The sequence below is a fragment of the Neobacillus sp. plas4 genome (assembly GCF_057221695.1).
The window spans coordinates 285001-298331 of the sequence record NZ_CM170152.1 but is presented as its reverse complement, the minus strand read 5'-3'; the positions used below and the strand labels follow the sequence as shown (position 1 = coordinate 298331).

Genomic DNA, 13331 nt, shown 5'->3' with positions numbered 1-13331 from the left:
CTGTCCCCTTGTCCCCCACAATTAGATTAAATTATGACAAAAATTCTGCTACTTGATTACTAAATAAATGTGTATCGAATATTCCAGCCATGTGCCCTTTTATGCTTTCTATCTTATATAGTCGAGCATCTTTCCCTTGATTTTGTAATATCTCAACCATCCGCTGATTATAAACTGTTGGGAATAGCATATCACTTGTACAGGATACCATTAATACCTTGGCTGTAATTCTATTTAACGCTTCCTCAAAGGAATGGAAATCATGTGCAATATCCTGCAACATTGTAGCACGGCTAGTATAATACCAATGGCTTGCATCAACCGTAGCTGAACTTACATTTTTGATTAATTCATATAATTGCTTTTCATAGGATGCTTTAGCTTTAATATCGAAATAAGGATCAGTTTCACTACTATCACGTTTAAAAGTTTGCTCAAAATATTCTGATGTATATGCGCCAATATTCATTAACTGGCAGGCTAAACGAGTCGCCTCATCTGGTCCATCGTTATCCTCATAATCACCATTATTCCATTTTGGATCCAACTCAATAACCCGCATGGCGTGTTGACATACATTGAATGCTGTATGAACTGGAGTTTGTGAATTGGTTATGACACCAATTAATCTCTCCACCATTTCAGGATAGAGAACTGAACAGTTAATAGAGATAATACCACCCGCAGAGGGTCCCATAACAGCATACAATTTTTTAATGCCTAGTTGTTTTGTTAAAAATTCATGTTGAATTCTAGCCATATCTCTATAATTAAATTGTGGGAACTCAAGGCCATATCTCTTTCCTGTTTCTGGATTAATTGAACGTGGACCAGTAGTGATAACCTTTGGATTTTTCACATGTACATTCGCAATATTATCTGTACTGATTACAAAGAATCTATTTGTATCGACCGCTTTTCCAGGGCCAATTAAATCATCCCAGTATCCTGGAAGAGGATCTTCCGGTGTATATTTCCCTGCTGCATGCGAAGAACCACTAAAATAATGATTGACTAGGATAACATTAGATTTGTCTTCATTTAATTCACCATATGTTTCATAACCTAATGTAACCGGAATGGTTTTTCCACTTTCAAAAGTAAAGTTATCGACAGTAAAACTTTGCTTTTCAACATAATTCATATCCATTTTTTATTCCTCCTTGAAATGGAAATATTATATTTGATTGAAAATTCACCACAGAAATAAATTATGAGTTGTATGGTATATTTCTAACTAGGTTTATACCAAAGATGTGATACAGGATTACTATAAGTATATTTTCAGGGTTAAACTTCTTAATTTCAAGATAAGAATTCTTCTAGTTATTCACTAAATAGATGAGTATCAATTACTCCTCCCATATGCCCCAGCTTTATAAAGCGAATTAGTGTGGGAACAGTGAGAGAGAATAACGATAGGGTTAAGGATCCAGCAATAAAAAAGTAGCTCATATGACGTTTGTTACAACTAAACATGAAACTGATGATTTTTATAAGTATAATAACATTTTAGTAAAAAAACTATGTAAATACTTGTTAATCTAATCAAAATAATAGTACTCTCCATTTCAGTGGGGATGTCATATAAGAAATGAAAAAAGAGGCTTCCCAAAAGTTCAAAGAACTTATGGGAAGCCTCTAATTATTAACCTTATAAAGGTTCAATGTTACCCTTATGTTGCCCCTTAAAGAGCATTACAAGCAAGACCCCTATAAAATCAAGGGATAGTGGGCTGATATTACATCATGCCGCCCATTCCACCCATGCCGCCCATGTCAGGCATTGCAGGAGCGTTCTTTTCTGGCTTGTCAGCAACAACTGCTTCAGTTGTTAAGAACATAGCCGCCACAGATGCAGCGTTTTGAAGTGCTGAACGTGTAACCTTAGTTGGGTCAACGATACCAGCGTCAACCATGTTTACCCACTCACCGCTTGCAGCGTTGAAGCCTGTTCCAACTTCTTCGCGCTTTAAGCGATCAACGATAACAGATCCTTCTAGACCAGCGTTGTGAGCGATTGTACGAACTGGCTCTTCGATCGCACGTAATACGATGTTTACACCAGTTTGGATATCGCCTTCAGCTTGAATTTCAGCAACTTTGCTGTATACGTTAAGAAGGGCAACACCACCACCGGATACGATACCTTCTTCAACAGCAGCGCGAGTAGCATTCAAAGCGTCTTCGATACGAAGCTTGCGCTCTTTTAATTCCGTTTCAGTCGCAGCACCAACTTTAATTACCGCAACACCGCCAGCTAATTTAGCTAGGCGCTCTTGTAATTTTTCACGGTCAAATTCAGAAGTAGTTTCTTCTAATTGAACACGGATTTGGTTTACACGAGCTTGAATCGCAGCAGTTTCGCCTGCACCTTCAACGATTGTTGTGTTTTCTTTTGTTACAACAATTTTAGAAGCACGTCCTAAAGATGTGATAGTAGTTGTTTTCAATTCACGGCCAAGCTCTTCAGTGATCACTTCACCGCCAGTTAATGCAGCGATATCTTCAAGCATTGCTTTACGACGATCACCAAAGCCAGGAGCTTTAACAGCAACTGCATTGAATGTTCCGCGAAGTTTGTTCAATACTAAAGTAGAAAGTGCTTCTCCTTCAATATCTTCAGCGATTAACAATAATGGTTTGCCTTGTTGAACTACTTGTTCAAGGACAGGAAGGATTTCCTGGATGCTTGAGATTTTCTTGTCTGTGATTAAGATATATGGATTTTCTAAAACAGCTTCCATTTTATCTGTGTTTGTTACCATGTAAGCAGAAGTATATCCGCGGTCAAATTGCATACCTTCAACCACATCTAATTCAGTTGTGAAGCCTTTAGATTCTTCGATCGTGATAACACCGTCGTTACCAACGCGCTCCATCGCTTCAGCAATTAAATTACCTACTTCTTTATCATCAGAAGAAATAGCAGCAACTTGTGCAATCGACTCTTTGCCTTCGATTGGCTTAGAAATAGCTTTTAATCCTTCTACAGCTGTAGCAACAGCTTTTTCAATCCCTTTACGGATACCCATTGGGTTTGCACCAGCTGTAACGTTTTTCAAACCTTCACGAATCATTGCTTGAGCAAGAACCGTTGCAGTTGTTGTACCGTCACCAGCAACATCGTTTGTTTTGCTAGCTACTTCAGCTACAAGCTTAGCACCCATGTTTTCAAAAGCATCTTCTAATTCAATTTCTTTCGCGATGGTTACACCGTCATTTGTAATAAGTGGTGAACCAAACTTCTTTTCAAGAACGACGTTACGTCCTTTAGGTCCAAGTGTAACTTTTACTGTATCTGCTAGAGCGTCAACACCACGAAGCATTGCGCGGCGTGCATCTTCACTAAACTTAATTTCTTTAGCCATGTTCAAAAAACCTCCTCGTATTTTTTAAACTCATTATTGATTTTTAAAAATCCTTATTGTCCAACTACAGCAAGGATATCGTTTTCGCGTAAAATTAAATATTCGTTTCCTTCAAACTTCACTTCTGTACCAGAGTATTTTGAGAAGATAATACGATCGCCTACAGAAACTTCAAGAGCAACACGTTCGCCACTTTCAAGCACTCTGCCTGTACCTACAGCAACAACTTTTCCTTCTTGAGGCTTTTCCTTAGCTGAGTCTGGTAACACGATACCGCTTGCAGTTTTTTCTTCTGATTCAACAAGCTCAATGACAATACGATCACCTAATGGTCTTAACAAATCAAACAACCTCCTCAAATAGATATGTAATTCTGACTTATTAGCACTCTCCTTACTTGAGTGCTAACACAATTATTATAATAATAAATGCATAGAAAATTTGCAAGTATGAAGCTAAATTTTTTTTTACAACCTTAACCAGTATGCGAATCATTCAAAGGAATATACATATCTCTAAAGATAAAATCATTAAAATTGAAACGAGCCTGCGATTATTAGTAAAATGGAGAATAGGTTAAAATAAGAAGAAGGCTTCTCTAAAGGAGATAAAACAATTTGAAAAGAGAATATTGGATTATTTTAATTGTTTATATAGCCATGCAGTTATCCAGCATTGTAGGAATACCGGGAATGATGTTTTTATTTGGCTATTTAGGGATAAATCAAGGCTTAGTTGTCCCCTACTGGTTAATTTTCAGCTTTACCATTGCCTTGCTTATTATTCTTTTCCTATTACGAAAGGAAATTAAGAGTCCTAGCCTGAATGAAAGAAGCAGTTCATTTGGATTTTCTGCTGTATGGGCTGTATTTGGTGTTTTCCTCGCCTTATTCGCCCAAGCCCTTGCTGCTAATATTGAACAGCTTATTGGTGTTGAAATGGGCTCAGAAAACACACAGCAAATTCTTGCCATTATTGAATCCTTTCCCCTTGCTATGGTGGTCAGTTCAGTAATCGGTCCCATTCTGGAGGAAATCGTTTTTCGCAAAATTATTTTCGGTTCTCTTCATAAACGGTTGAACTTTTTTTTCTCAGCATTAATCAGCTCGGTCATCTTTGCCCTTGCCCATATGGAACCGCAGCATATTCTTCTTTATTCTGCAATGGGCTTTACCTTTGCTTTTCTCTATGTAAAAACAAAACACATCATTGTACCGATTTTCGCCCATGTCGCCATGAATACATTGGTTGTCGTGATTCAATCTGTTTACAAAGATGAGATAGACGAATTCATTCGTGAGGCAGAATCGATTCAAAACTTTATCGGAGGCTTTCTATGAGACGTTCACCTATGTTTTCCGGGATTATCTATTTTGTTTTAGGAGGTTTGTTTACCTATTTTGCCATTGAGGATGTTCAGCAAAACGGCTGGGGATTTTTCAGCTACCTGCTCGTTTTATTGGCTACCTTTGACTTTGGTTCAGGTATACGAATGATCTTCCTTCACAATAGATATAAGGAAAAACCAAAAAAATAACAAACCAGCCTTTTCACTTTGTGGGTGAAAAGGCTTTTTCCTTTGGCTGTTTTATTGTTCATTGTTGATTATCTGTATAGCGATATAAAAGATTGATTAAGGACATATCAGGAGATTCTTCAATGAGATTTGTCCTTCATGACAAGGATGAAAGACATCTCAGGAGTTTCCTTATCGAGTTTTGTCCTTCATAACCAGGATGAAGGACATTTCAAGAGTTTCCTCAACGAGTTTTGTCCTTCATAACCAGGATGAAGGACATTTCAAGAGTTTCCTCACGAGTTTTGTCCTTCATAACCAGGATGAAGGACATTTTAAGAGTTTCCTCAACGAGTTTTGTCCCTCATAACCAGGGTGAAGGACATTTCAAGAATTTCCTCAACGAGTTTTGTCCTTCATAACCAGGATGAAGGACATTTCAAGAGTTTCCTCAACGAGTTTTGTCCCTCATAACCAGGGTGAAGGACATTTCAAGAATTTCCTCAACGAGTTTTGTCCTTCATAAATTATTTTCGAAAAATACCCCACATCAGTCTTTAACAAAGCCCTTCCTCTAAAGCTTTATCTTTGTTTTAACCGTGGAACTTTGATCATGTGCTAATTCCGTCGTATACTCCACTGTCCCAATTTGGCAGCCAGTGCCGATTTTTACTCGTTTACCGCGAACGATGTCAGCTTTTGTATTTTCCAGGTAAATGTCATCACCTTCGATAACTTTAGCGGTTAGAGTTCCTGTATCTTTGCTAAAAGGAAGAAAAGAACTTTTTTTCTTAACACTTATGACCCCTCCGCCAATTTCCTCCGCTGAACTTTGCCCAAAACGCAATGAAATTTTTATCTTATCGGCATTAAGAAGACCTTTGATTTCAAACCCTCCTGTTGATTCAAAGGTTTCATATTCGACGTCTCCGTTTACAGATATACTGCCTTTTATATTCGCTTCTTCTCCCGTTAAATCCTCGCCCACTTCCAGCATCCCAAGGATTTTAATTCTTTTTAAACCAGCTCGGCCGCCAACCTCCATTGATCCCATAATCAGCGTTTCATCGGACTGTAAATCCCCTTTTACCTCTGCCTCGCCGTACACTTTGATCGACCCTGTTTTAACACTTTCTAATGCCTCACTTGTTCCATACACATGAATAACGGAGCATTCGATATCATTCACAATCGTGCCTTCTCCTCGAATGCTGATTTTGTCATATTGACCGCCAGGATAACTGCCAGACCCTTTAATCGTTAAATTTTGCATTTTTGCCATTTCTCTTCCCCCCTTAAGCCTTTCGGACTTCTTTGACCACTGCTTTTTCATCCATCGAAAATTCTCCCGAATATTCTACAACACCAATAAGGCAATTCGGACCTATCGTAACGTTGTTTCCTCGGACAACAGCAGCCTTCGTATTTTCGATTTCAATCCTATCGCCTTCAATTAATTCTGTTTCTAGTTGGGTTGGAATGAACGCTTTTAATAAACAAAAAAATGGCGATTTTTGTCTAATAAGAATCGTTTGACCGCCAATCTCTTTTGCTCTGCACTCAGCAAAAATCGTGATGTCGATCAGATCAGCATTTAACAAACCGCCTATTGTAAATTGTGATTCTGCCTTAAAGGTTTCCGCTTCACAATCTTCTCCCACCGTCATTCTACCTTTTATTTTTATCTCATCACATTTGATTTTTCCGCCAACAGAAGCTTTCCCTGATACCTTTAAATTTTTTACAGCCACATGATTTTTAACCTTTGCAGTGCCATCAATCGAAAGGAATTCTCCTTCTATTGATCCGTTTATTTTCCCATTCCCGCTAATCTTTGCTGTAGCGGCTGCCACATTCCCATTTACTGTCCCTAATCCACTGCATTCAAACTGGGTACATTCTACATCAGTATTAATCGTTCCTTTACCATTTAAGGTAACACGTTCAAATTGTCCCCCATTAGATGACCCAAGCCCATTGATGATGAGGTCTCCTCGTTTTTTCGTTTCCATCGTTCATTCCCCTTTATACGAATCTCGCTTTGATTTCTTCCATACATGCATTTATTGAAATATGTGAAACCAGTTTCGTTCCTGAATCAAAATGGTATCCTTCCGTATTCATTAGCAATAGGCATTGTGTAACCCCTAATTTTCTCGTCATCACCAAGTCCGTTCTTTTTTGCTTGATTTGATCCCTGTTTTCAATCAATACCTGCAAGAGCATTTTCCCTTCATCCAAATTAATTTCTCCTGACTGCAGCAGCTTTTCTAAAATAAATACTTCCAGGATCCTTGAAAAATGAAACGAAAGATTTCCCTTTTCATTTTCCAGATAGAAATCCATTACTGGACGAGAAACAATGTTACGTCTCACTAATTCATCTGCTTCAAGTTTTATATCGCTTACATTTGGGGAAAACATATCTGCCAATTCATCTAAGGATAGATTTTCTTTCATCGTTTGAATTTTATCAATTCTCTCTAAAATCTTTTGTTTAGGAAAAAAGGTCTCCTGTCCGGTAAACGTTGATTTGCGAATAAACCAATCTTCTGGTATTAAGTCTTTTCTTTTCCATCTATATAATTGTCCATAAGAGATTCCGGTCAAGTCTAATAAATCTTTTTTTGAAATTAACTCCTCATTCATCTTTATAACCCCTTTCCAAATACAGTGTAACATAACACTGTTACGCTAGTAAAGTTCACACTCTCTATTTCTTATCGACAAAAAAAGACCTTTTCGGCTGCTGAAAAGGTCTTTACTCTTATTCTTCTGTATCATCAGTTGGATAGTGCTTTAGGAAATAGATTAGAGATTGCAGTTCAACTGCTAAGTCTATATGGTGCACGCGAATAGATGGAGGTACATTTAATCTTGCAGGTGTAAAATTTAATATCGCCTTTATATTTGAATTTACCAGGCGGTCGGTAATCATCTGCGCCACAGGTGCTGGCACTGTTAGAATGGCTACATGAATATCATCATTCTTTAAGTACTCTTCTAAATCATCCATCGGATAGATGGGAACATCCCGGATAGTTGTTCCCATCTTGTTTGGATCGACATCAAAGGCACATTCAATTCTTGTATTATTATTTTTTAAAAAGTTATAATTTAAAAATGCTGTACCGAGATTACCAACACCTATTAGAGCTACTTTTGTTAATTCATCTTGGTCCAGCGTTTTCCGGAAAAATGTTAATAAATAATTGACATTATAGCCATATCCCTTTTTCCCTAAGGCACCAAAGTAGGAAAAGTCTCTGCGAATGGTTGCCGAATCTACCTTTACTGCCTCACTTAGTTCTGCTGACGATACCCTCTGTTTACCGGAGGAATGTAGATTCTTTAAGAATCGATAATATAAGGGCAGCCGCTTTGCTGTCGCTTGTGGTATTTTCATTGTTTCATTACTCATATTCTCCCACCCCCTATAGTTAATAATTGTTACCTTACTGATTCCGTTCTATGGAAATCTCCGTTTTTCCCTCCGGTTTTTTCAACCAAATAGGTCTTTCCAATTACCATACCTTTATCCACTGCCTTACACATATCATAAACGGTTAAAGCACATGTGGAAGCAGCTGTTAACGCTTCCATTTCCACACCTGTATTTCCTTTTGTTTTGACAGAAGCTGCAATATTTAATGTAAAAGCCATATCATGTTCCTTTTTCCATGAGAAAGATATATTTACCCCCGTCAAAGGAATAGGATGGCACATCGGGATGATATCCCACGTCTTTTTTGCTGCCATTACCGCAGCAACTTGAGCTACTGCAAGAACATCGCCTTTTTTCATTTCATTATTGGTTATTTTTTCGTAAATTTCTTTACTAACAGTAATGCTGGAATGAGCAAGTGCCGTACGAGTGGTTTCTGGCTTATCGCTAATATCCACCATCTTCGCTCTTCCTTCTTCGTTAAAATGAGTAAATTCAGACATAAACAGTATCCTCCCACCAAAAATCATACTATATTTTTCACAATTTGTCTGTGAAACTTTGAACTCATGATAAAAAATTACATGATTTTATGTTTGATTATCCCCTTACTTTCCCCAACAACAAGGCAGTTTATTGCCGACAATCCCCGAATGAGGTACACTTATTAGAGTAATTGAGGTGAAAACAATGATATTATTACAGGTTAATCAATTAGCAAAATACTATGGTGCAGACCTTATTTTATCGAATATAAAACTAGAATTACAAACCCGTGATCGTGTGGCACTTGTGGGACGAAACGGTGCTGGTAAATCGACATTATTGAAAATCATTGCCGGGCATTTATCCCATGATGGCGGGGAGATTATTAAGCCAAAGGGTGTAAGTATTGGTTATTTAGCTCAGAATACCGGTTTAGAATCACATTTATCAATTTGGGATGAAATGCTGTCCGTATTTGAATCATTAAGACGTATGGAAGCCGCCATCAGGCAACTAGAGGTGCAGATGTCAGACCCTGCTGCTATCGAGAATACAAGCAGCTATGAGCGCATTCTAAAAGAATATGACGAGCTGCAAGTGAAATTCAAGGAACAAGGCGGCTATCAATATGAAGCAGATATTCGCTCCATCTTACATGGATTAAATTTTCACGATAGCTCATTAATGATTTCCAGCCTAAGCGGCGGGCAAAAGACGCGTTTAGCGTTAGGAAAACTGCTTTTATCAAAGCCTGATATTTTAATCCTGGATGAACCGACAAACCACCTTGATATTGATACGCTTACTTGGCTGGAACAATATCTTCAAGGGTATGACGGAGCCATCTTAATCGTTTCACATGACCGTTATTTCTTAGACAAAGTAGTAACGCAGGTTTATGAAATTTCGCGTAAACAAATTCAAAAATTTATCGGGAACTATAGTGCGTATCTCGATCAAAAAGCAGCCAGTTACGAACGTGATTTGAAGTTATACGAGAAACAGCAACAAGAGGTAGCCAACCTTCAAGATTTTATCCAGCGCAATCTAGCCCGTGCCTCCACGACGAAACGAGCACAAAGCCGGCGCAAAAAGCTTGAGAAAATGGATCTGATGGATCGCCCATTAGGGGATGAGAAATCTGCAACCTTCTCTTTTGAAATTGAGAAACAGACCGGAAATGATGTTCTAACAGTGGATTCCCTTGCGGTTGGTTATGATGGACAAAAGGTATCTGAGAATATTTCCATGCGGGCTTACCGTGGTGAAAGTATTGCTTTAGTAGGTCCAAACGGAGTTGGGAAGTCTACTCTTCTAAAAACCATTATCAAAAAACTCCCTGCTCTTTCCGGGAAGGTTCTATATGGTGCAAATTTAGCCATTGGCTACTATGACCAGGAGCAAGCTGAATTGACCTCAAATAAGCGCGTTCTCAACGAGCTTTGGGATGAATGGGCGTTAATTAGTGAAAAGGAAATACGTACTGTCTTAGGCAACTTCCTCTTTTCGGGTGATGATGTATTAAAAATTGTCTCCACCCTGAGCGGTGGTGAAAAAGCAAGGCTAGCCCTCGCCAAACTAATGCTTGAGAAAGCAAATGTCCTGATATTGGACGAGCCAACCAACCATTTGGACCTAGACAGTAAGGAAGTTCTTGAAAATGCCTTAGTCGACTACCCCGGAACGATTATTTTTGTATCACATGATCGTTACTTCATTAACCGAATTGCAACTAAGGTAGTGGAGCTTAGCGCCCATGGCAGTACTGAATATCTCGGGGATTATGACTATTATGTGGAAAAAAAGCTTGAGCAGGAAGAGCTAAAGGCTTTAGAAGCTGCAAGTGTGAATAAAAGGCAGACACAAATGGAAGTACTAGAGAAAAATAACTATCATCAGGATAAAGAAACCAAAAAGCTCGAGCGGCAGCGGAAAAGAAAATTAGAAGAAATAGAAATTCGTATAGAAGAACTGGAAACACTCATTCAAGATTTCGAGGAAAAGTTATGTGAACCAGAAGTATTCCAGGACCATGAGAAGGTCTTGGAAATTAACTTGAAAAATGAAAAAGCAAAAGCTGAACTCGAACAGTTAATGGATGAATGGGCCGAACTGGCGGAATAATAAAAAAGGGGCTTGATGATTATGTCCAAGCCCCTTTACTATTTAATAGGAATCGTTAGAATGTTTGTTTTTGATCCATCTTTAGCTGAATAAACGAAAAGCTCCATCGAAACATTGTCTTTTGCTAATAGATCCTTTTCAATCGTAATCTCAAAATTCCCCCAAGCCGGGGCACCATCCGTTTGATAATGGTTTGCTCGTAATATCTCTGTTCCAGAAATGACGGCATATTGAAAAACACCTTCAAAAACTCTTGCCTTTCCTTTTACTACTACCTGATCACCTGTTTTTAATACGGTTACTTCATTAAATACTTCATTTCCATATTGCTTGTTCTCACCTTCTACACCATCAGATTCTTCATCTTGATTGTCTTCCTTATTTACCACATCAGGTTCCTTGTCTAGATTGTCATCTTCCTTTACCACATGAGGCTCTTTTTCACCTTGTGACGTGTCAGGCTGTAGGCTGCATGCAGCAAGTACAAGAAAAAGTCCCATTAACACACTTATCCATAATTTTTTACTCATTCTTATCCTCCATTTATACAATTCCTGTTTATTAATTATATTCATGTATTCGTCCATTCTATATAGTATCTACCCTTACATTTTCAACTATGAATCGACAAAATGCTATAAATTTCGACTTCAATGATAGATGCCCCCCTTTTCCACAGCTTTATACACATATTAGAACTGATTGATTCAACTATCCAGATACTTTTCCACATTATCCACAAAAAACGATCGACTTATCCACATTATCAACAATTAAAAGGCACTTACCCACATTTTTCTGTGAAGTCCAATTTTTCTAAAAAAGTTATCCACAAAAAAAGCCCTTCTTTCTCAGAAGGACTTCTAATTATATAACTCAATATCTAATCCTGGATTTGCATTCAAGGTTAGATCTGCTCTAATTCCTTTATCAAACATGATACTTCCTGCTGCTGCAATCATCGCTGCATTATCCGTACATAAGTTTAAAGGCGGAATCACTAATTCAATACCTGCTTTGTCAGCGTACGCTTTTTCCAGTGCCTTTCGAAGCCCTTTATTTGCAGCCACACCGCCAGCCAGCAGTACTTGTTTAACATCATATTCCTCTGTAGCCTTTACTGTCTTTTTCACCAGAACCTCAATAACGCTTTCCTGAAAGCTTGCTGCAAGATCCTCCGGAGCGATGGTTTCACCACGTTGTTCTGCATTGTGGACCGTATTAATAACCGCAGATTTTAAGCCGCTAAAGCTAAAATCATACGATCCTTCTTCTAGCCAGGCTCTAGGCAATTTAAGGGTATCACTGCCTTCCTGAGCGAGTCTATCAATATGAGGACCACCAGGATAAGGCAATTTTAGTGTCCTTGCAACCTTATCATAAGCTTCTCCAGCTGCGTCATCTCTCGTTTCGCCAATGACCTCGAAATGGACCTGTTCTTTCATATAAACTAATTCCGTATGCCCCCCTGACACCACTAAGGAGAGAAGAGGGAACTTTAACTCTGTCACCAGCCGATTTGCATAGATATGTCCTGCAATGTGATGAACAGGAACTAGTGGAATATTATGCGCAAACGCTAGAGCCTTGGCCGCATTTACACCTATTAATAAAGCTCCTACTAATCCTGGTCCTTCCGTTACAGCAATGGCATCCAGCTCAGGGATTGTAAGATTCGCCTGCTCCAATGCTTCTTCAATTACCAGCGTTATCTGTTCAACATGATGACGCGAGGCAATTTCTGGAACGACTCCGCCAAATCGCTTATGGCTTTCAATTTGTGAAGCAACGACATTGGCTGCAATCTCCCTGCCATTTTTAATTATTGCAACTGCTGTTTCATCACAGCTTGTTTCAATTCCCATTATCCACTGATCTTTGCTCATATATTCACCCACATCACTAGGGCATCTTCTTGATTATCTGAATAATAATTTTTCCGAATGCCGCCATTTTGAAATCCTAATTTACGGTAAAGTGATTGTGCTACATGGTTCGTCACGCGGACTTCAAGAGTCATGCTCCTTGCACCCATTTCCTTCGCAACGGTCATCATTTTCCGAAGCAATGCTTCCCCAAGCTTCTTGCCTCTGTAGAATGGCAATATAGCCACATTTGTTACATGGGCCTCATCAATGACCACCCAGGCACCACAATATCCAATTATTTTATGATCCTCTTCTAACACGATATATACTGCAAACTTGTTATTAGATATTTCATTATAAAAAGCTTCTCTGCTCCAAGGGGTAGCAAAAGAGGCATGTTCAACCTCTAATATTTGGTCGATATCCTCTTCCCTCATATAGCGAAAAACAAAAGAATCTACCATATCTCTCTAATCCTATCCATTTTAGATTTTACCATTCGCCTCTAACCACTTCGCTTC

General features: G+C 38.6%; 15 protein-coding genes (1 of these 15 running past the window's edge). 3 read left to right on the top strand and 12 right to left on the bottom strand.

Features of this window, described 5'->3' with window-relative positions:
• Positions 1 to 31: 31 nt before the first annotated feature.
• From AC2TFD_RS01585 to groES, 3 genes are all read right to left on the bottom strand, one after another.
• Positions 32 to 1144 carry an alpha/beta hydrolase family protein gene (locus AC2TFD_RS01585; protein WP_484676260.1) on the bottom strand — a complete coding sequence of 371 codons (1113 nt, stop codon included), beginning with the start codon at positions 1142 to 1144 and terminating at the stop codon, positions 32 to 34.
• A gap of 598 nt (positions 1145 to 1742) precedes the next feature.
• Positions 1743 to 3371, bottom strand: coding sequence for a chaperonin GroEL (gene groL / locus AC2TFD_RS01580; protein WP_484674817.1), 1629 nt, complete (start codon positions 3369 to 3371; stop codon positions 1743 to 1745).
• Between the two features lie 53 nt (positions 3372 to 3424).
• Positions 3425 to 3712: a co-chaperone GroES gene (gene groES, locus AC2TFD_RS01575; protein WP_283863119.1), complete on the bottom strand. Its 288-nt coding sequence runs from the start codon at positions 3710 to 3712 to the stop codon at positions 3425 to 3427.
• A gap of 276 nt (positions 3713 to 3988) precedes the next feature.
• Here groES and AC2TFD_RS01570 point away from each other — a divergent pair, with 276 nt between their 5' ends.
• Positions 3989 to 4711 (top strand): CPBP family intramembrane glutamic endopeptidase, encoded by a 723-nt coding sequence (locus tag AC2TFD_RS01570; RefSeq protein ID WP_484674816.1) that lies wholly within the window; start codon positions 3989 to 3991, stop codon positions 4709 to 4711.
• Positions 4708 to 4908, top strand: a complete 201-nt coding sequence (locus tag AC2TFD_RS01565; protein ID WP_335518383.1) for a YdiK family protein — start codon at positions 4708 to 4710, stop codon at positions 4906 to 4908. The genes AC2TFD_RS01570 and AC2TFD_RS01565 overlap by 4 nt, the downstream gene beginning before the upstream one ends.
• Positions 4909 to 5461: 553 nt before the next feature.
• Here AC2TFD_RS01565 and AC2TFD_RS01560 read toward each other — a convergent pair.
• From AC2TFD_RS01560 to moaC, 5 genes are all read right to left on the bottom strand, one after another.
• The gene (locus AC2TFD_RS01560; RefSeq protein WP_484674815.1) at positions 5462 to 6169 is read right to left on the bottom strand and encodes a cytoplasmic protein; all 708 of its coding nucleotides are present in this window, start codon (positions 6167 to 6169) and stop codon (positions 5462 to 5464) included.
• A 13-nt stretch (positions 6170 to 6182) separates the two neighbouring features.
• Complete coding sequence (locus AC2TFD_RS01555; RefSeq protein WP_335518376.1) at positions 6183 to 6899, bottom strand: bactofilin family protein; 717 nt, start codon at positions 6897 to 6899, stop codon at positions 6183 to 6185.
• Positions 6900 to 6912: 13 nt separating this feature from the next.
• Positions 6913 to 7536: a YhbD family protein gene (locus tag AC2TFD_RS01550; protein WP_484674814.1), complete on the bottom strand. Its 624-nt coding sequence runs from the start codon at positions 7534 to 7536 to the stop codon at positions 6913 to 6915.
• A gap of 118 nt (positions 7537 to 7654) precedes the next feature.
• Positions 7655 to 8308: a redox-sensing transcriptional repressor Rex gene (locus AC2TFD_RS01545; RefSeq protein ID WP_335518370.1), complete on the bottom strand. Its 654-nt coding sequence runs from the start codon at positions 8306 to 8308 to the stop codon at positions 7655 to 7657.
• Positions 8309 to 8337: 29 nt separating this feature from the next.
• Positions 8338 to 8835, bottom strand: a complete 498-nt coding sequence (gene moaC / locus AC2TFD_RS01540; protein WP_484674813.1) for a cyclic pyranopterin monophosphate synthase MoaC — start codon at positions 8833 to 8835, stop codon at positions 8338 to 8340.
• A gap of 187 nt (positions 8836 to 9022) precedes the next feature.
• Here moaC and AC2TFD_RS01535 point away from each other — a divergent pair, with 187 nt between their 5' ends.
• Positions 9023 to 10942: an ABC-F family ATP-binding cassette domain-containing protein gene (locus AC2TFD_RS01535; protein ID WP_335518365.1), complete on the top strand. Its 1920-nt coding sequence runs from the start codon at positions 9023 to 9025 to the stop codon at positions 10940 to 10942.
• A gap of 38 nt (positions 10943 to 10980) precedes the next feature.
• On the opposite strand, the gene AC2TFD_RS01530 is transcribed toward AC2TFD_RS01535, so the two are convergent.
• The 4 genes from AC2TFD_RS01530 to tsaB all read right to left on the bottom strand — a co-directional run.
• Positions 10981 to 11472, bottom strand: a complete 492-nt coding sequence (locus AC2TFD_RS01530; RefSeq protein WP_484674812.1) for a Gmad2 immunoglobulin-like domain-containing protein — start codon at positions 11470 to 11472, stop codon at positions 10981 to 10983.
• A 333-nt stretch (positions 11473 to 11805) separates the two neighbouring features.
• Positions 11806 to 12828, bottom strand: coding sequence for a tRNA (adenosine(37)-N6)-threonylcarbamoyltransferase complex transferase subunit TsaD (gene tsaD / locus AC2TFD_RS01525; RefSeq protein WP_484674811.1), 1023 nt, complete (start codon positions 12826 to 12828; stop codon positions 11806 to 11808).
• On the bottom strand, positions 12825 to 13274 hold the full coding sequence (gene rimI, locus AC2TFD_RS01520) for a ribosomal protein S18-alanine N-acetyltransferase (RefSeq protein ID WP_335518356.1): 450 nt from the start codon (positions 13272 to 13274) through the stop codon (positions 12825 to 12827). Before rimI ends, tsaD begins: the two co-directional genes overlap by 4 nt.
• Before the next feature lie 21 nt (positions 13275 to 13295).
• Positions 13296 to 13331, bottom strand: the 3' end of a protein-coding gene (gene tsaB / locus AC2TFD_RS01515; protein ID WP_335518354.1) for a tRNA (adenosine(37)-N6)-threonylcarbamoyltransferase complex dimerization subunit type 1 TsaB. The gene runs 663 nt beyond the window's last position; only the last 36 of its 699 coding nucleotides appear in the window; its start codon lies beyond the right edge, outside the window; the stop codon is at positions 13296 to 13298.